Annotated in this window: 20 protein-coding genes; 10 read left to right on the top strand and 10 right to left on the bottom strand. The window is 46.9% G+C overall.

Annotated features, from left to right (window positions below):
* Positions 1-2: 2 nt before the first annotated feature.
* Together adhP and ACYU87_RS25955 are read right to left on the bottom strand one after the other, a co-directional pair.
* Complete coding sequence (gene adhP, locus ACYU87_RS25960) at positions 3-1,028, bottom strand: alcohol dehydrogenase AdhP (protein WP_461136919.1); 1,026 nt, start codon at positions 1,026-1,028, stop codon at positions 3-5.
* A 365-nt stretch (positions 1,029-1,393) separates the two neighbouring features.
* Positions 1,394-1,717, bottom strand: a complete 324-nt coding sequence (locus ACYU87_RS25955; protein ID WP_461136918.1) for a thioredoxin domain-containing protein — start codon at positions 1,715-1,717, stop codon at positions 1,394-1,396.
* A 159-nt stretch (positions 1,718-1,876) separates the two neighbouring features.
* On the opposite strand from ACYU87_RS25955, the gene ACYU87_RS25950 reads away from it, so the two are divergent.
* The 5 genes from ACYU87_RS25950 (at position 1,877) to ACYU87_RS25930 (ending at position 10,670) form a co-directional block, all read left to right on the top strand.
* Positions 1,877-3,526 carry a sensor histidine kinase gene (locus ACYU87_RS25950; RefSeq protein ID WP_461136917.1) on the top strand — a complete coding sequence of 550 codons (1,650 nt, stop codon included), beginning with the start codon at positions 1,877-1,879 and terminating at the stop codon, positions 3,524-3,526.
* On the top strand, positions 3,504-4,595 hold the full coding sequence (locus ACYU87_RS25945; protein ID WP_461136916.1) for a response regulator: 1,092 nt from the start codon (positions 3,504-3,506) through the stop codon (positions 4,593-4,595). The genes ACYU87_RS25950 and ACYU87_RS25945 overlap by 23 nt, the downstream gene beginning before the upstream one ends.
* Before the next feature lie 470 nt (positions 4,596-5,065).
* Positions 5,066-8,149, top strand: a complete 3,084-nt coding sequence (locus ACYU87_RS25940) for a Tn3 family transposase (protein ID WP_461136915.1) — start codon at positions 5,066-5,068, stop codon at positions 8,147-8,149.
* Positions 8,150-8,158: 9 nt separating this feature from the next.
* The gene (locus ACYU87_RS25935; protein WP_461136914.1) at positions 8,159-8,629 is read left to right on the top strand and encodes a recombinase family protein; all 471 of its coding nucleotides are present in this window, start codon (positions 8,159-8,161) and stop codon (positions 8,627-8,629) included.
* Positions 8,630-8,840: 211 nt separating this feature from the next.
* The gene (locus ACYU87_RS25930; RefSeq protein WP_461136913.1) at positions 8,841-10,670 is read left to right on the top strand and encodes a glycoside hydrolase family 2 protein; all 1,830 of its coding nucleotides are present in this window, start codon (positions 8,841-8,843) and stop codon (positions 10,668-10,670) included.
* Positions 10,671-11,545: 875 nt separating this feature from the next.
* Here ACYU87_RS25930 and ACYU87_RS25925 read toward each other — a convergent pair.
* The 3 genes from ACYU87_RS25925 to ACYU87_RS25915 all read right to left on the bottom strand — a co-directional run bounded on the left by ACYU87_RS25925 (position 11,546) and on the right by ACYU87_RS25915 (position 13,093).
* Positions 11,546-11,752: a hypothetical protein gene (locus ACYU87_RS25925; protein ID WP_461136912.1), complete on the bottom strand. Its 207-nt coding sequence runs from the start codon at positions 11,750-11,752 to the stop codon at positions 11,546-11,548.
* 101 nt (positions 11,753-11,853) lie between these two features.
* Positions 11,854-12,717: a hypothetical protein gene (locus ACYU87_RS25920; protein WP_461136911.1), complete on the bottom strand. Its 864-nt coding sequence runs from the start codon at positions 12,715-12,717 to the stop codon at positions 11,854-11,856.
* 184 nt (positions 12,718-12,901) lie between these two features.
* Positions 12,902-13,093 carry a hypothetical protein gene (locus ACYU87_RS25915; protein ID WP_461136910.1) on the bottom strand — a complete coding sequence of 64 codons (192 nt, stop codon included), beginning with the start codon at positions 13,091-13,093 and terminating at the stop codon, positions 12,902-12,904.
* 1,218 nt (positions 13,094-14,311) lie between these two features.
* Between ACYU87_RS25915 and ACYU87_RS25910 the strand changes: the two genes are divergently transcribed.
* Positions 14,312-15,439, top strand: a complete 1,128-nt coding sequence (locus ACYU87_RS25910) for a RepB family plasmid replication initiator protein (RefSeq protein ID WP_461136909.1) — start codon at positions 14,312-14,314, stop codon at positions 15,437-15,439.
* Positions 15,440-15,684: 245 nt separating this feature from the next.
* Here the strand turns inward: ACYU87_RS25910 and ACYU87_RS25905 are convergent, their stop codons facing one another.
* Complete coding sequence (locus tag ACYU87_RS25905) at positions 15,685-16,362, bottom strand: recombinase family protein (RefSeq protein WP_461136908.1); 678 nt, start codon at positions 16,360-16,362, stop codon at positions 15,685-15,687.
* 261 nt (positions 16,363-16,623) lie between these two features.
* On the opposite strand from ACYU87_RS25905, the gene ACYU87_RS25900 reads away from it, so the two are divergent.
* Both ACYU87_RS25900 and ACYU87_RS25895 read left to right on the top strand, forming a co-directional pair.
* Positions 16,624-16,920, top strand: coding sequence for a type II toxin-antitoxin system Phd/YefM family antitoxin (locus ACYU87_RS25900; RefSeq protein WP_461136907.1), 297 nt, complete (start codon positions 16,624-16,626; stop codon positions 16,918-16,920).
* 98 nt (positions 16,921-17,018) lie between these two features.
* On the top strand, positions 17,019-17,792 hold the full coding sequence (locus ACYU87_RS25895) for a Fic family protein (RefSeq protein WP_461136906.1): 774 nt from the start codon (positions 17,019-17,021) through the stop codon (positions 17,790-17,792).
* Positions 17,793-18,238: 446 nt separating this feature from the next.
* Here the strand turns inward: ACYU87_RS25895 and ACYU87_RS25890 are convergent, their stop codons facing one another.
* The 4 genes from ACYU87_RS25890 to ACYU87_RS25875 all read right to left on the bottom strand — a co-directional run bounded on the left by ACYU87_RS25890 (position 18,239) and on the right by ACYU87_RS25875 (position 20,111).
* On the bottom strand, positions 18,239-18,469 hold the full coding sequence (locus tag ACYU87_RS25890) for a hypothetical protein (protein ID WP_461136905.1): 231 nt from the start codon (positions 18,467-18,469) through the stop codon (positions 18,239-18,241).
* Between the two features lie 63 nt (positions 18,470-18,532).
* The gene (locus ACYU87_RS25885; protein WP_461136904.1) at positions 18,533-18,883 is read right to left on the bottom strand and encodes a DUF2306 domain-containing protein; all 351 of its coding nucleotides are present in this window, start codon (positions 18,881-18,883) and stop codon (positions 18,533-18,535) included.
* Positions 18,884-19,061: 178 nt separating this feature from the next.
* Positions 19,062-19,235: a hypothetical protein gene (locus ACYU87_RS25880; RefSeq protein WP_461136903.1), complete on the bottom strand. Its 174-nt coding sequence runs from the start codon at positions 19,233-19,235 to the stop codon at positions 19,062-19,064.
* A gap of 393 nt (positions 19,236-19,628) precedes the next feature.
* Entirely contained in the window at positions 19,629-20,111 is a 483-nt protein-coding gene (locus tag ACYU87_RS25875) for a hypothetical protein (RefSeq protein WP_461136902.1), read from the bottom strand.
* A 219-nt stretch (positions 20,112-20,330) separates the two neighbouring features.
* On the opposite strand from ACYU87_RS25875, the gene ACYU87_RS25870 reads away from it, so the two are divergent.
* Positions 20,331-21,482 carry an acyltransferase family protein gene (locus ACYU87_RS25870; RefSeq protein WP_461136901.1) on the top strand — a complete coding sequence of 384 codons (1,152 nt, stop codon included), beginning with the start codon at positions 20,331-20,333 and terminating at the stop codon, positions 21,480-21,482.
* A 78-nt stretch (positions 21,483-21,560) separates the two neighbouring features.
* Entirely contained in the window at positions 21,561-21,881 is a 321-nt protein-coding gene (locus ACYU87_RS25865) for a hypothetical protein (RefSeq protein WP_461136900.1), read from the top strand.
* The last annotated feature ends 117 nt before the right edge of the window (positions 21,882-21,998 follow it).

The following is a 21,998-nucleotide window of genomic DNA, read 5'->3' as shown; positions in this document are numbered from 1 at the left end:
GATTAATTGATGTCGAGAACAACGCGGCCGTTGATTTGTCCGGCTTGCATAGCGGTCAGGACCTGGTTGATATTTTCCAGCGGTTCACGGTGGTGATGAACCTTCACCCGTCCTTCAGCGGCAAACGACAAGCTCTCGGACAAATCGAGCCGGGTTCCAACAATGGAACCCCGAACGGTTTTTCGGCTCAGCACCACGTCGAAAATGTTCAATCCGAACTCGCCCGGTGGTAACCCAACCAGCGACAACGTTCCACCCCGGCGTAACATCCCAACGCCCTGCGCAAACGCCGGTTGTGAAGGAGCCGTGACCAATACACCCTGCGCCCCGCCAATGGCTTTCTGAATGGCGACAATTGGATCGTCAATGGCCGCGTTGACCACCAAATCGGCCCCGACCGATTGAGCCAGCGTGAGTTTGTCCGGGCTGATGTCCACGGCGGCTACATGCATCCCCATGGCTTTCGCGTACTGCACGGCCAGATGTCCTAGGCCGCCAATGCCCGAAATGACGACCCATTCGCCGGGTCTGACTTCGGTTTCCTTCAATCCTTTGTAGACCGTCACCCCGGCGCATATAATCGGCGCGGCTTCGTGAAACGACAGGTTGTCAGGGAGAACACCTACGTAATTGGGATCGGCCAGCACGTATTCGGCGAAGCTACCGGGCACTGAATAGCCGGTGTTTTGCTGGACTTCGCACAGCGTTTCCCAGCCCGAGAGGCAGTATTGGCAGTGGCCGCAGGCCGTGAACAGCCAGGGAACGCCCACCCGGTCCCCTTCTTTAATGTGCTGTACACCGGCCCCAACCGCCACCACCGTACCGACGCCTTCGTGCCCTGGAATCAGGGGGAGCATGGCTTTCACGGGCCAGTCACCGTTGATGGCGTGGAGGTCGGTGTGACAAACTCCACAGGCCGCTACGTTCACCAGAATTCGACCTGGTACTACCTTCGGCACGGGTACTTGTTCGATTGATAACGGCTGCCCATATACGCGGGCAACGGCGGCTTTCATGGTCGTTTCCATAATATAGTGAATTCGTTGAGTTCGTGGGTTGAATCGATAGTCTGCACCGGTAAAGCGGCTTACCCATTTGCCGGTGCAGACTTCATCCGCCAGAGACGCAGTCGGCTAGGCTGTTTGGAAAACACCTTAATCCGGTCTACCTGGTGATCCTGTAAAGGTGAGGGTATCCTTTTGGCGCTGGTATGACGCAGGTCAGTCGTTTGATTGATTCGTACCCGTCCTTAGCAAACTAGTCAGACATGTCAACGAACATGTTACCGGGACAAACGAGCAGACGGGTATCAGGACAATCAACAACGGGCACAACGCCAGGGTAATTAGCCGACCTAGCTGTTTGTTAGCTCGGAAGTCGATTCCTGCTGAGTTTATTCTGTAAGCAGCCGACGAATTAGATCAACCAGCGTCCTCTCGTCGGCCAGTCCCTGCTGTCGCCAAAGTTCGATTCCCCGATGAACCAGCACAAAGGCGGGCATCAGGGTAATGGCAAAACTCTGCACCACATCAGGGTGGTCAGCTTCTTCGATGCGTAACACGCGTACCAGGCTCCCCAACTGTGCCTGAAGCGAATCGGCTAAAGTCGTGAGCAAGGCCCGCTGGGGGAGATTGATCGAGTCTGATGGCATAAAAAAGATCAGCAGTACGGCTGACTGGGCCGACAGTAGCACCGGATGGGGATCGTCGGGTTTCATAACGTTGCGTTTTAAACAAATGTAGTGTAGTCGTTCGAAGGCTACCCTGATGCTCGTCATATACTTGTCTGATTGAGACCCCATACCCGTTTTCTCAAATTATCGATCATTTTGCCTATAGTCATGGCCGGTCTAGGCCTAAGTTAGTTCATAGGCTATATGCTCAGAGACCTGCTCTCCAATCCCCTCACCGACCTGCTGTTTGAAAAGAGCGATGAGTTTATGGGGATTTATGACCTGAAAAACGAGCAGTTTGTGCGGGTCAATTCAGCAGGGGTGCGACTGCTTGGCTTTGCCTCAGAAGTGACCCTGCTGAACGACCCCATCCGGTTGCGCACCCTGCAAATTTCACCCCTGGCCGATGAAGACCGTGCTGCACTGATTGAAAAAATCAGCCGAACCGGACGACACGAAGAAAACACGCAGATTGAGCGATTGAACGGGTCGGTGTTTTGGGGAAGGCTCGTCATAACCGCTCTCCTCGATGGGGCTGATGGGTACGCCCTCGTCCGGCTTATTGACCAACGACAGCTGCACCAAACCGAGCGCGAGCGCGATCACAGTGTCCGGCGGTATGAAGCCGTTTTTTCTTACGCATCCATCGGTATTGTCGTGTGTGACCAGCAAGGCCGCATTACCTCGGCCAATCATTTAGCGAATGAATTATTTGGCTACCAAACCGGTGAATTAATCAGTATCCCTATTGAGCAGCTGGTTCCCACGGAGGTAAGCCACTTCCACCAGACGCTCCGACAGTTTTTTAACCAGCAACCGCCGGTGCAGGAGATGGCCCGTAACCGCGATTTACAGGCCCGCCGGAAAGACGGTTCGGTATTTCCCGTCGAGATCAGCCTGAGTTATTTTCAACTCGAAGAAGAACACTTTGTCGTCGCGTACATCATCGACACCAGCGTCAAGGAAGCGGCCCAAGGGCAGCTCCTTGCCCAGCGCGATGCTATTCAGCGTCTTAATGCTGACCTGGAGCAGAAAGTGGCGGACCGCACCAACGCCCTGATGAATACCCTCGGTCAGTTGGTAGAGGCCAAAGATGAACTCACCAAGGCATTAACCGCCGAGCAACAATTGGGCGAGTTAAAATCGCGTTTCGTCTCAATGGCCTCCCACGAATTTCGCACCCCACTGACCGTCGTGCAGACCTCGGCCACATTAATCGAAAAATATTTGGCACTTAAACAGCCGGATAACTGTCAAACCCACCTGGACCATATTCGGGCCTCAACCCGCCACCTCAACGATATTCTCGAAGAGTTTCTCTCCGTCGGGCAGATCGAAGCCGGTAAAATCGAAGCGCATCCCGTGTCGGTGGATGTGGAGAAATTTTTGGGCGTAACGGTGGCCGATGTGCAGGGAGTTCTGAAACCGGGCCAACGGGTAGAAATGACGCTGTCCGGCTCAGAAACGGCGTGGCCGAGCCACGCCTGGCCACGCCACGCTTGGCTCGATCCCTCTCTGTTCCGAAAAATCCTTCTCAACTTGCTGACCAATGCGGTTAAATATTCCGGGCCAGAGTCGGTGGTGAGTATCCGGGGCACGAGTACTGACCGGCTGTTGACGTTGATCGTACAGGATCAGGGGGTGGGTATTCCGCCTGATGATCAGCCCCATTTGTTCGAGCGTTTTTTTCGGGCCAGCAATGTCACCCACATTGCTGGTACAGGACTGGGGCTACACATTGTCGGTCAATACGTGGCGTTAATGGGGGGCCAGATCTCTCTGCAAAGTGTGTTGAATCAGGGCACCACGGTTACCCTAACTCTTCCCTGTCATGATGACCATTCTGCTGATTGAAGACAACGATGTTATCCGCAACAATACCGCTGAGATTCTGACCCTAACCGGCTACGCAGTGCTGACGGCCGAAAATGGTCGGGTCGGGATCGAAAAAGCCCTTGAAAACCGGCCCGATCTGGTTATCTGCGACATTATGATGCCCGCGCTGGATGGCTACGCGGTGCTGCACATCTTCAACAAAAAACCGCAGCTCTCGGGTATCCCCTTTATTTTTCTAAGTGCCAAAAACGAGCCTGGCGACCTTCGCAAAGGCATGGATCTGGGGGCTGATGACTATTTAACCAAGCCCTACGAGGTCTCGGATTTGCTTAGTGCCATTGAAGGGCGGTTAAACCGATTCCGGCACATCGACCTACCCGAATCGGAAACAATTTCCCAGGTCGATAGCCGCGCGAAATCTGAGTATGATCTGCGGCAGGATGGTCTGGGTCAGTTTCTGGACGACGCCTTGCGGTTAGGTAACAAGTTAATCCTGTCGACTGATCGTAAGATTCACGTCCTTCGCAAGAAGCAGTATATTTACTCGGAAGGTGATGTAGCGACCCGCCTTTACTATTTAAAATCGGGCAAAGTCAAGACCATTCGAACCACGTCAGATGGCAAAGAACTCATTACTGAACTATATAATCCCGGCGACTTTTTTGGCTACTTTGCACTGATGCTACAGAGCGACCAGGCTGACTCAGCCGTGGTGCTTGACGATGCGGAATTGATTTACATTCCCCAGGAGGATTTCATGCAGTTGCTACTGGTAAATCCAGTGGTGAGCAGCCAATTTATTCGGTTACTGGCTGGTCAGGTGGGTGACCGCGAAACACAGTTGTTGGGCATGGCGTACGATACTCTCCGCCGACGGGTGGCTGATACGCTTCTACGCCTGCATAGCCTACAGCCCAATGTCCTTATTCAACTCGCTCGGGATGATCTAGCTGCTGTGATTGGCACCGCTACTGAGTCGTTGATCCGCACACTGAGTGAATTCCGACGGGATGGATTGCTAGAGATAACCGACTCAGGAGGAATACGGGTGATGGAGCCTGACAATTTACGCCGAGCCACTCGATGAATCATCCCAACAAATTATCAGATCACCCAACAGATCGTAATTATGGGGTATCTTGTATAAGTGGTACAAAAGTTTCAGATTACTGGACATACATCCATTGAGGTGTCAAAAGTGTTTGAGCACCTTGAATAAATCGCAACAAACGCTCCATTCTTGTGATGTCTTATTATAATAATGTTGCAAAAAATAAATAATCGCTTTTGGGATTATCAAGGTTTCCGTTCAATGAAAGGGTATATAGAGTTACCTCTTACCCTATGTAATACCCTACAGATGAATATTTTAGATTGATAGTAACTTCAATCTAAACCGTCCATTAAAACGTCCATTTATTTTGATATCACCTAGTCGTAGTACGCAGTTGAAGATAGAATGATCCTATTTGCCACACAGTAGGTCGATTCATTGCTCAGTTATTCCTAATCGTTTATTTTCTCCATAAGCAATGCTTACTGTCAATCTTCTGTTGAATGCCACGTCGATCTTTTATCTCTGCTGAAGAGCGAATTCGATTTGATTCCCCGCCTGTATTAACTCACCAGCACCGAAATATCTTGCTGGACTTGCCAACCTGGGCTACGACCTATATTGGGAAAATCCAATCCTCAACCAATAAAATCGGCTTTTTACTTCAACTTGGCTATTTCCGAATCGCTACCCGTTTCTTCGTGGCCGATCGATTTGAGACCGACATCATCAACTGGGTCTGTGCAAGAATGCAGGTTGATCCCAACCAAATCGATTTAACTAAATATACCCGCAGCCGGTCAGCCTTCCGCCACCGAGAAACCATTTTAGCTCATTTAGGCTATCAAGCTTTTAATCAGACCCATGAGCAGGAATTGCTGGTAGAAGCCCAGCGATTGGCCCATCTTCAGACCCGCCCTGCTCTAGTGTTGGATGCGTTAACCGGCTATTTGCAGGAACGCCGGATTGAAATACCGCCCTACAACACGTTGCGGCTTATTCTAATTGAAGCGTTGCAATCCTTTCAAGCGAATCTGGAGCAAATTATTGACCGCTACCTCCAGGAAAACGACAGCCAATTATTGGACACGCTGTTGGGGCGGCAGAGTAGACCAGCCGGTTCAGCTACTCAATTATTTCCGTATCGACTGACTCATTTCAAACGAATCAGTCAGTCGATGCAGCCAGGTCAAATTAAGCAGCGGGTCGAGTTATTCCGGGAATTAAAACTGCTCTTTTCTCAGTTGGCTCCCTTGATTGTCCGATTAAATTTATCGGATGATGCGATCCGCTACTATGCGCAATACGTATTAGACACCCAGTCCAAACAGAGCGTTCAACGCACCAGCGAACGCTACTTACGACTGATTGCATTTATTATTCATCAGTACTTGAGTGTGGGGGACGCATTAGTGCTCACCCTGCGACAGGCGGTAACCACCATTCTCAATGAATGTGAACAAACCCTCAAGAATGAGCAGTTCGAAAGCCGGTACGCTAACGCGCAGTTGGTCCACCGGGTCACCCGGCGGAGCGACATCCATATTCAGGCGTTGGTTCAGATCGAAGAAATCGTCGATTTGCCGGACCTGGAGGCTGCCCATAAGATTGACCAGATTCGGGACCTATTTCAACGTCATCGCCTGTCGAGTATCGATTTGAAAACCGATAAAGCGCGATTGATCGATCTGAAAACGGTCAATCAGTCCATTCATGACCGGGATGACTTCTATGACGCTTTGGAACGAGCTTCGCTGAAGCTTCAAACCCGTGTGGCAGGAGTGGTCCAAGCCTTAGTTTTCGATGAGCAAAGCTCACCCCCCTCCCTGGTAGCTGCCCTTCGCTTGTTTCAAGCCACAAGGGGCGAACTCACTCAAAGTAATAGCCTTCCTCTCGACTTTCTGGATATGGCGGACCGGCAACGCATTTTCACCGCAACGGGCAAATTGCGGGTATCCCTCTACAAAGCTCTGTTGTTTTGGAAGATCCGTGATCATCTGCGAGATGGTAGTCTAAATGTGTTGTCCTCCTATGAACATCGTGCTTTTGATGAATACTTGATACCCCGTCGCCAGTGGCAGATCCATCGTCAGAAGTATTTGCAAAAAGCTAATCTACTTCGCTATGAAAAAGCCGAACCAACGTTAGCCAAGCTCAATGAGCGACTCAACGCCCAGTTTAGGCTGACTAACCAGCACCTCAACACCAATGCCCAGGTTTATTTCGACAAGGCCGGGGATTGGCATTTACATCGTTACCGGGGGCGTGAATCAGAACAGCCACCTACTCAAACCAATCTCTATCCAACCAGCCGGGTCATTTCGCTACGAGATGTGCTATTGGACGTGGATGAGCTAACAGACTTTTTGTCCGCCTTTGAACATCAGGGCTTCGCTCACAAACCCTCTCGACCCGATAAGAGCCTGCTGTTAGCCGCCCTATTTGGTTATGGGGAGAATATTGGCATTCGCAAGATGGCCATGATTTCAAAGAACATTCCGATCAACAGTCTGGAAACCGTGGCGACTCACTATTTTTCGCCTGAAAACGTATTAAAGGCCAACGATCTGATTCTAACGAAAAGCAACGAATTACCCCTGACCGAACAGTTTCGGCGACGAGCAAATTTTATTCAAACCGGCTCGGATGGTCAGAAATATGATGTGTCAATTCCCCTCTTACGAGCTTCAGCCTCTTATAAGTATTTTGGCAATGGTCAGGGCATTACGATTTACTCCCATCTGGACGAAGCCGGACAGTTAATTTATTCTACAGCGTTTAGTGCCGCTGATCGGGAAGCCCCTTACATGTTGGATGCCATCACCTACAATGAAGTCATCACGCCTGACGCCCACGCCACCGACCAGCACGGCTTTTCGGAACCGATCTTTGGCATCACCGGCCTGATTGGCGTTGAGTTTCGCCCTCGCTTTGCCTCGATCCATCGACAGCGGCTTTACAGCATTGATGCCGTATCAATTTATAAAGAGCAGGGGTATCGTATTGCGCCGGATGCTCGTATCGATTATGAGCATATTGTCAGTCAATGGGATGAGATTCTGCGCTTGGTGGCCACGATCAAATTAGGCTACGCTAAAGCATCATTGCTTTTTAAGCGGCTTAATTCGTACGACCGCCAACATCCCCTCTACCGGGCATTACGGGATTTAGGGCGTTTGTTCAAGACGGAATACATTCTGGGTTATATCAACGATCCCCAGTTGAGGAAAACCGTTGAGGGAATTCTAACCCGCGTGGAACATGCCAATCGGTTTGCCAAAGCGGTCAATCTGGGCAATAATGGCGAGTTTTCCTGGGCTACTTATCAGGAACAATTAATTGCCGAGGGCTGTAAGCGTTTAATCATGAACGCCATCAATTACTGGAATCTCTTGTATTTAAGTGAACAGCTCAAGCGCTGTACGACTTCGGCAGAACGTAAGGTCTTATTGGAAGTCATTTTGCAAACCAACACCCACACCTGGCATCATATTAATCTGCAAGGCGAGTATGATTTTAGCGACGATAGCCCCTTATCGACTATCTTCAAACTGCATGAGATACTTAGTGCCAGAAAGGTAAAATAGATCCGTAAAATGAAAGTGACGAATTTGGTCCCTTTTTTTAGATTTACCCAGGTTAAGAAACTCTTGCGGTCTGGCGACACACTAGTGGTCTGGCGGTTGGATCGGTTAGGTCGCTCGTTGAAAGACCTCATTGACTGGGTCGCTTACCTGGATAGCCAGGGGGTGGCCCTGAAAAGTCTGCACGAGTCGATTGACACCTCGACATCGACAGGTAAGTTAGTGTTCCATCTGTTTGGCGCGCTGGCGGAATTCGAGCGCAATCTAATCCAGGAGCGGACGATGATAGGACTGTCGGCGGCTCGTGCTCGTGGCCGACTGGGAGGCAGGCCCAAACTACTGACTGCTGATAAGCAACAGTTGGCTGTTGACCTGTATGAAGCCAAGAAAACCTCAATCAAGAAAATCTGCGAAATGCTGGGCATCAGTAAACCAACTTTGTATGCCTATGTGCGGGCAAGTCAGGAAGTGATTAACAAATGATTGATCCTTGATGGAACATTTCGTACGAATGTGGGCGGCCCCCCAATATCGTATCCTCAGGGCTGTCACACTAGGTGTTGATGACAAACGAAACCAAATTGGGTAATCAGGATCGCTGAAATGATTCGATTTATTCCCTTTTCTGTTTTCAGCGTTGGCTTTCTACTTTTGGCGAACAATAGACCCACATTCCCTTTGGGCTAGGCCTGCTATGCTAAAACACCTTCTCTTCCTTGCTGTCTCTCTGCTGCTAACCAGCCTTTTTGGTATTTCTCAAACCGCTTATGCTCAGGTCGCCGACTTGCCAACCCGTTGGACAAAAGCAGCCTTGGCGGCCCCTCTTCCCCTGGGGGAATATCCCCGACCCCAGTTGCAGCGTAGCCAGTGGCTCTGCCTCAATGGCACCTGGAATTACCAGGGTGGGAAAACGGTCTCCTCAGCCAATAATCCCACCAGCGTACTCCCTTTCCCGACGACAACCGAAAAAATACGGGTGCCCTATTGTCCTGAATCGGTGCTGTCGGGCATTAAGCGGAACCAGGAAATAAACATGTGGTATCAGCGGAGCTTTACCCTGCCGGCCGCCTGGGTGGGTAAACACATCCTGCTGCACTTTGAGGCCGTTGATCACCAGGCCACCGTTTTTGTCAACGGCCAGAAAGCGGGTAGCCACGCGGGTGGGTATGATGCCTTTTCGTTTGATATCACCGCCTTGCTGGTAAAAGGGCCTAATAGCCTGGTGGTAGCCGCTTATGATGCCAACGACGGACGCACGCCTTCAGGCAAAAACGGCCCCCGGGGGGATTACACTTTCTCGTCGGGTATCTGGCAAACGGTCTGGCTCGAACCGGTCAACCCTGACTACATCAAAACCCTACGGCTGCTACCCGACCTGGCGGGCCAGCGGCTGAAACTTGACGTCAAGGCCAGTGGGGCGGCCCGCATTACGGCCATCGTGCTGGAGGGTAAAAAGGAAGTTGTACGGGCCGAGGGCATGGCCGGAACCGCTTTCTACCTACCCATTGCCAACCCCAAACCTTGGTCGCCGGACTCGCCTTTCCTGTATGATGTCAAACTGACCCTGACGGCGGCCAACGGGCGCATAATGGATGAGGTGACGAGTTGTGTGGGTATGCGGGACGTTCAGCTGGGTAAGGTCAATGGCGTGGTCCGTCCCTTGCTGAATGGGCAGTTTGTCATGCAGCTGGGCCTGCTCGATCAGGGCTACTGGCCCGATGGCATTTTGACCGCACCCACCGAAGAGGCCCTTAAATTCGACATCGAGTACACCAAAAAAGCGGGCTACAACCTCATCCGCAAGCACATGAAAACCGAGCCCCAGCGGTTCTATTACTGGGCCGATAAGCTGGGCTTGCTGGTGTGGCAGGATATGCCTGCCATCTGGTATCCCAACGAAGATACCCTGGCCACCCGGACCACCTTTCGGAACGAGCTGAAAGCCATCCTGGATGACCACTATAATTCCCCGTCCATCATTGCCTGGGTGCCCTTCAATGAAAACTGGGGCGCTTTCGATGTGGCGAGTATTACGGACTGGGTTAAGCGCTATGATCCGTCCCGCCTGGTCAATGGCAAATCAGGTTTCAACAATAATCCATCGTACCAATCTGCGTACGGCGATCCCAAAAACGGTGATTTTGTGGACACGCACATCTACGTGGGCCCTACCCAGGCCTCGGAGCCCGATGAAAAGCGGGCGGCTTCGCTGGGCGAATTTGGGGGAGTTGGTCTGTTTGTGCGGGGTCATATGTGGCCGGTCGAAAACAATGCCTACGCTTATGAGCCGACAAAAGCGGCCCTGACCGACCGCTATATTTTTCTGCTTGACCAGGTTGAGCAACTGATGCGTTACCGGGGGTTGAGCGTAGCAATCTACACCCAAACGACGGATGTGGAACACGAAGTCAATGGGTTGCTGACGTATGATCGGGCGGTCGAAAAAATGGAGACGGATCGTATTCGGGCCGTCAATGAATCGGTCTTACAAGCGGGTTACCAGCTGGCGACAAAAAAGGACTAGTTTGCTTGGAGCGTCATCGAGGTTTGAGGCTCAAAATGGGCCCATTAGACATTGATTATTTCCATTATGTAGCTCTGTGATATTTGTATTATTCTAAGTCAAGTTATATAAGTAATGTGGCTGTTGCAAAAGTCTTTAGGGTAGTCAAAAGGCCTGTTGAGACAGCCATTTTCAGGCTGTTAAAAGGCTAAACGTTATCAGTTTACGAAGCCTTCATAAGCGGGTTTCGACTTTTGCAACAGCCACTAATCTTATGTTATGTGAAATTTCTAAGTTCATTCGACCTACACAAGCAGCGAAAACAGTACTAATTGTATATTGGAAAGGGGAGAGAGAAAGCCGGTATTATGTTAATGAAATATCCGTAGATTGGCTTGTCTAATAGCCATAACTATAGGGACTGAATAGGCAATGCCGCACCATGGATTTAACACACGCTACCTTATTTCAGCCCTTAACTGCTTTCTCAATTGAATGCCTAGAAGTGGATTTACATAATGAATTTGATTGTCAAGCAGTAACTTTCAACAAGTGTATTTTTAGCAGACTACTGGACAAAATGCCATTTTAACTTTGGCCGAGAGTCAAACCAACCTTTAACCCGTTTCAGAAATCGTTCAAAATCAATTAATCGGGCATTTAATTCCTGAATGCCACGCTTGAAGAAGGACTGAGCTGGACTAGTCAGTATCCAAGTCGCGCCAGAAAATAGGGATGGCAACGTTATGGTAAATCATACACAATACTTGTAGGTGTACCCATTTCTGACCAATGGCCCAATTGGTGGAATCAAGAATGAGGTATTGTACCCGGCCGCTCAACAAACGAAAGGTGAATCTAAGAATACACTCAGTCAGTTGAGTAGCTTGTGGACATCAGAAGAACCGAATCAGGCGTTTGTAATGACTGGAAGGTTGGCGATCAGCCTTGCCCAGTAGTATACCCACGCGGTCTTTAACGGTATTGAGATTGGTGCTTCGGCTGACCAGTATCGCCTGGGCCAAGAGCAAGAATTTTTTAACAATACCCCGACTGAATTGGGGGAAATAGCTACTAAATTGCTGGTAGAGTGAGTGGTCCATGATCGTAACAAGTAGAAGTTTAGCCACTCCTAAGTTACTGGCTACTCACTCACTTTCTTAAAATGTCCAGTAGTCTGAAAGTATTGTACCACTTATACAGTTTACCCGACTGATTGATCAAATAATGGAGTAGGCTTTGGCTTGGACCGTTTCCGGGAAACCGCGCTCAGCGGTTCAATATTGGGCTGACCATTTAAGGTCGATGTCGATGCTTCGAACGACGCTGTACTATCTCCTTCAGGCCTTAATCGAGCATAAAGAGTGTATAGACCGGCCTGTGATTTGAGCCCGAATCTGCCCAAGTACTTATCGATTTGTTTGCTTTGATACGGATGATCCCGTCTAATATGGTCCGTGTCAACAAAAATGATGTTATACCGTGGTTGATTGATAGTACCGGTTCTATCTTTCTGCGGATTGAGCATGTGTTCCTGCTCATTGGCAAAATCCCCCTCCTCATTCAAGATAAACTTGTAGTTGAGCGTAACATACTTATGAACTCTTTCATAATTAGAGATGGCCATTTCAATCGTATCAACCTGAGCCATTAATTCCTTCCAAGCTGTTTGTTCCGATTGCCACAGCGCGATATTGGCTTTGGCCTGGGTCAGTTCTGATCCTGACAGTTTATGAAGCTTGCTCAGCATCCGATCTTCTTTGGAACCCAGATCATTGAGGTATAACTGGATCCGGGCAATTTTCTCATCTCTGGGTAGGTCCTTATCTTTAAGCACCCAGAATTTATGCTCCTTAAAGAAGCTCATACGGACGGCGGGACGGCCGAAATTGACGATTTTAATGGAACGGCAATCAAAATCCGTAAAGCGGGTGAAATACGGCTGGTAGGCCGCATCTACAAAATGAATGGTTCCAGTATCCGCCCAGTCGCCCTCAATGTCCCAGCCATCCCGGTCAGCCCGTAATTTGGGAACCTGATTCATGACTTGGGTTAGATCCTCAAGCATGAGCGCGTAACAGGCCGCGTCATATTGTTTTCTTTTCACCTGTGGCATACCAATTATCGAAATTTTGCCTGCAACGTCATGGATCGCGCCGTTGTAGGCCCGGACTGTTTGTTTAGCTACGGCCTAATTACTTATTTATTTAGTAGAGGAGCTGAAAAAATCCAAATAGGCTTTTACGGATGAATTATTCCGGCCACTTCTCTAATCCAGCTGCGATACGTAAGGCGCGTTGTACATCCTCCCAATACAGGCCGCTTTCATAACCGTTGTTGAGTCGATCACAAATTTCCAAGAAGTCGTTGGCCGATTCGAGTCGTCGCTGCTCCTCTAATTGCTGCTTATCTGGCTCGATGCTTGAACTGTTAACTGATTCCATTAAGGGTATAAGGCAATTTCCTAAGACAAATATCTCTATATTAAGTTTCGTTTCAAACGAAACTTAATCATTTTTTTGCTAACCTTCGTTCGAACTTTATTATTTTTTGTCTCCAATAGATAGCTCTTTTTCAGGTTTCTAACCCTATAGACCCTTTGATCTTTTATAATAGAGGAAAAAAAATAATAAAAATCCTTTAAATAATGATTTAGATATGATAATAATAGGTTCAGAACTGGCCTTACCAAGTCCTGATAATCAAGTATTTACAATGTGGATAACTCTGCTATTGTAAGGAATTGTAGTGATTCGGTAAGGGATTATAGTCGGTTTGTAAGGAATTATAGTTTTGAAAGTAAGGGATTATAGTCACAAATTGGCTCTACTGTAAGGGATTATAGTATCTTACTGTAAGGGATTGTAGTCGTAGTAAAATTAATAAAATGCGATTTTTAATTGGTCCGTTTTATCGCTGGACAGGTTAAGTATAGGTAATGAATCAATCAATTTAATCATAGTAACTGTTTGACTTTAAGAAGTTTAGTATTCAAAATCGGTTATTTTCAGTACCTTTTTGTAGCGTTACTTTGCAACGATGACAATGTATTTACTTCTATAATATATCCTAACTATTTAATTATCAGATATATACTACCCTTACTGTAAGGAATTATAGTCATAGCTTGGTAAGAACTTTACGAGTTAGACGAGTCCATATAGCCGTTTCTGATCTACAAATTATAAAACATTAGTTTCCCTTTAGGTAGTAATCAATCGTCTGTTTATCAAATGTTTATGGCTCTATTGTAAGGTCATCTAGTAATCTATTGTAAGGAATTATAGTCGCTTTAAATGCGTAAGAATTCATCGCTTCCAGTGGAAAGACAAGCGAAATGAAGCGATGTACGGCGATAATTAAATGAAATTTCTAAAAAAAAATGTTTAATAGTTTGATATACGGTAAAATAAAGACGTTTTCAGATTCTATTGTAAGAAATTATAGTCATTCAAAATATAGCTAATCAAGCTTTTGTGCATGGTAAGACGTATTCCACCTTGCTGAGCCTTTAACCGTTATTCTATACGAAGAGTGTGAATTTTTATTTATATATCATTTAACAAACAACGTTATTATTGTAAGTAATTTTTTTTGGTTGCCTTACAATTTTCAGTAGATTTGTTCCGATTAATAAAGTCAAGTTACACAGCGTTAAGTAGATGGCTAAGATTTCACAGGACCCGGCAGTTCAGGAGCGTGGTACTCAGTTAACTTTAGACTTTGTTTCAACTACAGTTTCTTCTTACCCTAAGCCTGGTAAACCTACTCCGGCAACTGTACCACACTCCTCCAATACTCTAGTACGGGAGCCGTTACTGTTACTGGAAATTACCAAAAATTTCTCACTGCTGGAACGTAGGCTTTATATTCTGGTACTGCGTGAGCTGAAAAATCTTCAAAAAATTGAGCGTGAGCAAATCCAGCCTTGGACGGAGTTACGTTTTCAGTTTCATTATTCAGAAATCATCAATGGTCACACAAACGCCTCAATCAAAGCGCTGGTTGATAAAATTCGTATGCGGGACATAAGCTGGACTGATCATGATAATCAAACCTACAAAAGCGTTGTAATTTTTCCGGAAACGGAGTATCAACGCAATAAGGGGACGATTATGCTAACCATGTACCATAAGGTAATCCCGCTATTTCTAGATTTAAGCCGTGGTTTTTCCACCTACCAACTTGAACTGGCACTCGCGTTAACATCAGACTATGCCCAGGTTATTTATCCGTATATCGCTCGATTCCGTAAAACAAAAGTTTGGCGAATAAGCATTGATGAATTCCGTAGGATTGTTCGCGCAGAGGACAAATACAAGAACTTCGCCCATCTCCGTCAGAACGTAATTGATCCTGCTCTAGCACAAATCAATGCAATGACGGACTACAAAGTTAAGGTGAAAACAAAATTGCAAGGTCGAGCCATTATTGGCCTAGAATTTTCAATCAGCTACACATCAACGTTAACCGAGCCGGAAGAAGTTGTTAGCAAAGAAGATATTGCGCAGCAACTTGACGTTATTCTGGGAATGGAACCTACGGCCGCTGCGGAATACGTTGCCCGTGAACTTTCTTACTATTCCAGTTTGACGCAGGATCAGAAGAATCAGATTCTCGCTGGTGGAGATAAGTTAATGTCTTTTCTACGGGCTAACTTATATGTACAGACAGGCAACGTTAACAATCCGGATGCGTACATGGCTGAAGCGGTCTTTCATTTTAAGGATAAAGGCAGAAAATCCAAAGAGTTGGTGTACGACGCTCAACCCACAGGAAGGGTCAAATAATGGACCCATTATCAGGTCGCTAACAAGTTTCGACCTGGTCGCCAGAGCAGTAAAACTCAATCGAATATTGGTAAGGTTCTGATTAACAATAGTATGTAAGCTGGCCGTTTGATTACTTTTGAAAGGGCGTAAACCTCTTCATACCTTTGCCGACAGTAGATGTTCTTCATCAGTCCTCTTCACAATAAAGACATTTCATAAGGCACTTACTCTGCTTCTAATATATCGGTGAAGAAAGTGTCCGATTAATTGTACAACTCAATGAGGCGTTGCACTTGAACCGCTTGAAATTGTTTGCCCCTGCGGGTACTGAACCCATGCTCATTTAGTGTACTGGCAATGGCGCTCCAGCTTTCACCCGCCCCACGCAGCGACCGGGCAAAGGCCGCGGCCCGACGATTATTCTCATGCTCACGCGCATTTTGCTGACGAACAGCCAATCCCTTTTGAATCGCCTGGACAGTCAAATTCTCTGGTTTACCCAACACGTAGCCCGCCCGCTTTTTTTCGGCCAGTGCTTTGCGGGTACGATCCCCAATCACTTCCCGTTCGTGCTGAGCCATGGTAGCCATTACCCCAATAGTGAGCGTATTAGCTTCGGGCATATCGGCACAGACAAACTCAACACCCGAATCTCGTAGCGTAAAAATAAAGGCCACGTTCCGAGTCAGCCGGTCGAGTTTGGCAATTAGTAAGACCCCTCCCCTTTCCTTGCAAAGCGCGATAGCCTTTAGCAATTCGGGTCGATTATTTTTCTTGCCCGATTCAATGTCGGTGAACTCAGCCACGATCTCCCCCCTGTTATAGATATAGGCGTTGACACTCGTGCGCTGCGCCGAGAGTCCCAAACCACTGGCACCTTGTCGTTGAGTAGATACCCGAAAGTAGGCAAAATACTGTTTGTGTCCAAAGTGATGTTCCACGGCACAAAATTGGTTGACTTTTTGTAAAGATAGGCAAGTTTTACATTTTCTGAACGTCCGTTTGAAAAATGTAAAATAGATTTATCGACTTAACTTCTGTAAGTTCTGTATATATACAAATAAGTAATCATCCTATATTATATGTACAGAACATAATTTACTATTGAAATGTAGCTTTTGTATACTTTTTACAATATATACAGAAAGAATATTTAGTGTATTTTTGCAGAAATGTATGATAGTTACTGAATGTATTGACTGATGGAAATAAACGAATTGCACAAAGTGTCAGCTCAGGTGGCCAGGGTACAACTCTCCGACCTGATTAACAAAGCCATTTACGGTCGGCAACCTTCACTCATTACCCGGCAGGGTAAACCCGCTGCGGTGCTAATTTCTTTTGATCAGTGGCAGGCCTTCCAACAAACCCAAAAGTCCGAGCCAATACCTTTAGACAACGCTGCATCGTTGTCAATTGAAGATAGGGTAATCGCTGATCAGGAACCCCAAAGCGATGGTGGCCAGGAGCCGCAATCTGGGCCAAGACCAAAAGCCTAATCGTTTGCATTGGCAACCATGCCTAGACGACAACATTTAGGGCAACTTTATCATATTTTCTTGGCACTGCTACAACGCTTTTTCTGATCTCAGCCCTGATGACCCCATCGAATCAATCAGTTCAGACTTTACCCATTTTATTGAATCACTATCGTGATCTGGTCAGTCATAAGCCGGCGTATGAGGAATATAATCAGTTGGTGCATACCTATCACTCCGTGGCCATTGAAGGAGGCACGCTTTCTCTGGAAGAAACGAAGCGATTTTTGGAAACAGGGTTGCCAGCAGCGAGTAAGCCCTGGCATCACCATCTGATGCTAATGGACTATCACCTTGCCCAACAGCAGATGTTGAGTTGGGCCGCGGAACGTGAGCCGTTGAACCGCGCCCGGCTTCAGGCCATTGCCGCTATGATCATGCGCCAGACCGGTGGACCGATCCATACCCTTCTGGGAAGCTTCGATTCTAGCCAGGGCGAGTTTCGCACCGTTCCTGCGATGGCCAGTGGTCGGCTGTTTATTGACGCCAAAAAAGTGTCTGCCGCCGTCGACAAACTTGTCAAGCAAATCAATACCGCCCTACCCGCTGCCAAAACGATTCGTCAGATGTACGACCTTTCTTTTCAAGCCCATTATGACCTTGCAGGTATTCATCCCTTTGGGGATGGCAATGGGCGATCGGCTCGCTTGTTGATGAACTATGTCCAGCACTACTACGGCTTACCGATGAGTTTGGTGTATGTGGAGGATCGTCGGGCCTATATCCATGCGCTGGAGCAGAGTCGATATCAAGCTTATCCAAAACCGATGCTTGATTTTATGTATGCCCAGTTGACTACCTTTTTACAACTGGAATGCAGTCAGCTTAGATGATACGTATGTAAACGATCAAATAAGGTGACCTCTGTTCCGAGTCGTTTGCGGCAATAAGCGCGCCACTATTGCGACAATTAAAATGCAAATTGATACCGTAACGACAGGACCACTATTGACGCCCTATTTGCAAGCGGCAATAAGCGCGCCACTAGGGCGACGATTACAAGGCAACTTGCCCGTTAATCTAAAATTGACAGTCAATTTACAGAAAAAAAGATTACCTACGATAAGTAAGGGTTATCGTAGGTAACTACACCTGTAGTTTTAGTTAGAACATATCTTGATGGAGCGAATTTTCTTAGATCTGCATGAACCGTATCGGGGGGCCGCCGGGCAGTCTCCCGCGCATACGGTTCGCTTATGACCGTAAGCAACGTCGACTTCGTGCTTGAGTCGCCTGGGAAGTGAAGCGTACGAAGTAAAATCATCTCCATGCGAATTAATTAAAGGGCTCTTTTTTTCTTTAGTTTCCGGCTCCAGTACACGATAATGGGTACGCCCAGCAGGGTGGGCAAAAACCAGCCCACCAGACTCACCCTGGATGAACTGTTGACGACCAGAAACGCCGTGTAGGCGGCAATACTCGTACCGATCATGCGCGTTAGGTGAACCAGTAACCAGGTGGATGGTGCTACTCCCTGTTGTTTGAATAAGTGCCAGTCCTGCCACAACATGCGAAACGAACTTTGGGCGAAAAAGATGAAGACTAACCCAAAATAATCGCGCTGAAAAAGAATTTAAATTCCGTAGCCCAGGAAGTAGAGGCTAAACAGCAGCATTAAAACGGAAGTGACCCGCTCTAGTAGACCCGTTTGGTTGAGAAATCCCTGCCGTTTTTGGCGCAGGATGGCGTAGCCGGTAATGTTCATGTAGCCGCTGAAAATACCCACTGCAAACAGAAACGGGATGTTATGCAGGATGGCCAGTTCCAGGGCTGAACTAGCCACCACGAGCATGGCATAATAGAAGACGATACCGAGGCGGCGGTGAGCTAGCCCCCCTTTTTTGACCGCTATGGCCAGGGGCCCCGTCAGCAGGCCAACACTGCCGGCGAGAATATGAACCAGTAAAAAAGATTGGTAAAGCATAGTTGTTAATGGCCCCTGTTGGGTAGCTGACAGATTACCAGACTCCAGTCGATGAACCTGGCATTTAGTAATCAATTTAAGATGGTGATCAAGGGGGCCGCCAATTCGACTTAGGCAGGCCATTAATTAGCCGTTATGTTTTGGCTAGCGCACGGCTGGGCTTCTCTTATTTAGTGAATTAATCTACGGACTCGCCCTGGCTGAAGGACCGACGGGGGCCGAAGCAAGTGGGAATAATTACACTGACCAGAAAGGCAATTAGTAGCGAAACGGTTATGACCTCCGCGTACGTTGCCTCAACGGTACGGTTTACAAACTGAATAGCACCCATCACCAATATCCAGGTCAGCACAAAGGCTGAGTTAGCGGCTGAAAATAGCGATTTCGGATGCGGGTGAAAGGCAAAATCTATAGTCTGTACCAGGCCGTACCAGATTCCCCAAAACCATGAACCATACCTAAGTGTCTCCAGACCCAGATACGCATAGTATTGCCAGGTATTATCGATTGGTGATCCCAGTACAGGTTCTATTAGGTCAATTAAACTCTCCAGGCTACGGCTTAACAGAAAAGCCAGTAAAATCCTGGTCCAAAAATCTCGGGCTGGATGAGCCGGAATGATTTGGCAGATGAATGGGGAAAACTATTGATAGTAACGGGTTTGTGTAAAGAGCTTCATGTGATTAGATTTTGTCGGTTACAATCAGTTTTTAATACGTATGATTTGAGTTAAGTTCTCAAAATTTTATTGAAAATGTTGCCAGATGCTTTCACCGAATAATAATTTCATCGTCTCAGGAAAAATCCTGTGCAACCGGTAATTTACAAAAGCTAGTACAACTGCCCCAAGCAGCACATTTGGATAGTATTTCGCTAATAACAATCGAGGTGTAGGGCTTATTTCGTCTATAGTTTGCTCAATTTGCTTCAATTCTTTCTTCTCTTCCAGCGTGGCTAGTCCCTGCTTTTTTATCGACTTAAGTTCTTTATAACGGTCTATAATAATCTTAAAATACAGTTCCTTCTCCACGTTTATGTATAATCCTGGCAGTAGCCGGGCCGTGTGAGATACTGGAGAATACCACAGCCAATAAGAGGCAATGACAAAATTCAAAAATGCACTTCCTGGAGGCATGGTGAAACAAGCGACATATAATAAAAAGATAAATATGTCCTTGGGCATAAGATCAGTGTAAGGACGATCAAGACTCATTGTTGCTGCTTGCATAGGGATATTCAGGTATAAATGATTCTATATTTTTTGAATAATCTTCACTTCTTCTGACGAATTGCAGGCACTTAGATTTCGCTGACTTTCGTTAAAACGAAATAATTTCCACATCAATTTAGCAAATTTAAATAAAACATAGTTTAATTTTAGGACTATACTGACTTTTTATCGACCCTATCATCCTAGTATTTCGTTCGCAGTCTAACAGCTTTACCTATGCATAAACACCTAACCCTTAGGCACATTCCTGCGTTAACCGGTCTTCGAGCCTGGGCTTTTGGTTTAGTACTGCTTGATCACTGGGTACCTATTTTTCACCACGTGTTGATGGCTGGAAACGGGGGCGTTTCATTATTTCTGGTACTAAGCGGATTTTTAATCAGTCGACTCCTAATCGAGTCAAAATTGACTAATACCAGCTTTAACGATTATCTGTTGCACTTTTACCGCCGACGGGCTCAGCGAATTTTTCCGCTTTATTTTCTTACTCTATTAATCCTGTTGTTAGCAGGAAATGACGTAGTGCGTCAGAAGTGGGTTTATTTTTTCACGTTTACTGCAAACTATTACTTAATTAACAACCCTAATTCGCTCCTAGACCACTTCTGGTCGTTATCTGCTGAAGAACAACTTTATATTTTCATTCCACTTTTAATCTGGTTGTGTCCCCTCAATCGGTTGCCAGTACTGGCCCTCCTCCTTATCAGTTGCAGCTGTGTATTTCGGGGGGCCGCTTATTACTGGAAAGGTGAACCCAGTTGGTGGCCATTTAGCTACGAGTCCGTTCTGGGATGTTTAGATTGTTACGGCATTGGCTTATTGGTTGCTTATATACAACTAATCAAACCACAGTGGGCAAGCCAGTTTTTTTCCTCGGCGCTTGTTCTCAGAACTCTGTTAATACTCTGGTTAACGGTGCTCCTGCTGGGAATTTACTGGGAAGTGCATGGATTTGGGGCTTATTGCAATCCCGTCACGGCAGTGAGTGTGCGGCTGGCGGTTGCGCTCTTCGGCGGTTACCTGATCGGGTACTGTCATCAGAGTTTAGGTCGCTGGGGGGGATATCTGTTATTAAACCCAGTTTTTCAATATTTGGGGTCTATCAGCTACGGACTTTATATAGTTCACAATCTAATTTATAACGCGCATATGCCCGTAACATACCCGACGCGTTACGCCTGGCGCGAAATTGAGCAGCTTCTTTTTTCCAGTAATTCGACGACCACTATCCTGCATCCTACCCTTGAACTAACCTTTTACTTTCTGTTGACTGTCTGTCTGGCCAGTATATCTTGGTATGCCTTAGAAAAGCCGTTCCTTAATCGTTATACAAGAAAACGTAAACCGTCCCTTATTTTGTCCTCTTAGCAATAAAAATCAGTTCACTATCTAAATTCTATTTAGTAAGTTGTTTCCACATAAATCAACTTATAAACGCTAGCTGTTATGATGACTCGAAGCGAAAAACCAATTATTGGTTTCATGTTGCTAACCACCGCTTTCAATGGCTGGTCTTGGCTCGTACTAAAAGCCCCCCTTACGCTCCTTTCCCATGTGAACGAAACTACTTACAGGGGCAAACTGGGCTGGATGCAAGGTCACTCTCTATTGGGTATGATTCAACAGCTGGTTAATAACCTGGTCATCCTTTCGGAGATTGGAGCGGTTGTCCTTATCGGGATCTGCTTTCTCTGGCTGGCTTACCAGTCTATATACTTCCCTGGTTCATTACCGATCAGAAATCAAACCGGATGCAGTTCCAAATAGGCAACTGTTTGTTAAATTGTTCACCCGCTTGATCGCTTCCTGATGGGTATCTGTTTTATTCTTTATTCTGTTTCTTACCACTATACACGTATGAAACTGAGTAGTTCGGACGACCAA

The organism is Spirosoma lituiforme (assembly GCF_054776635.1).
Note: the sequence above shows the minus strand (reverse complement) of the source record. Positions and strands in the feature narration are given on the sequence as shown.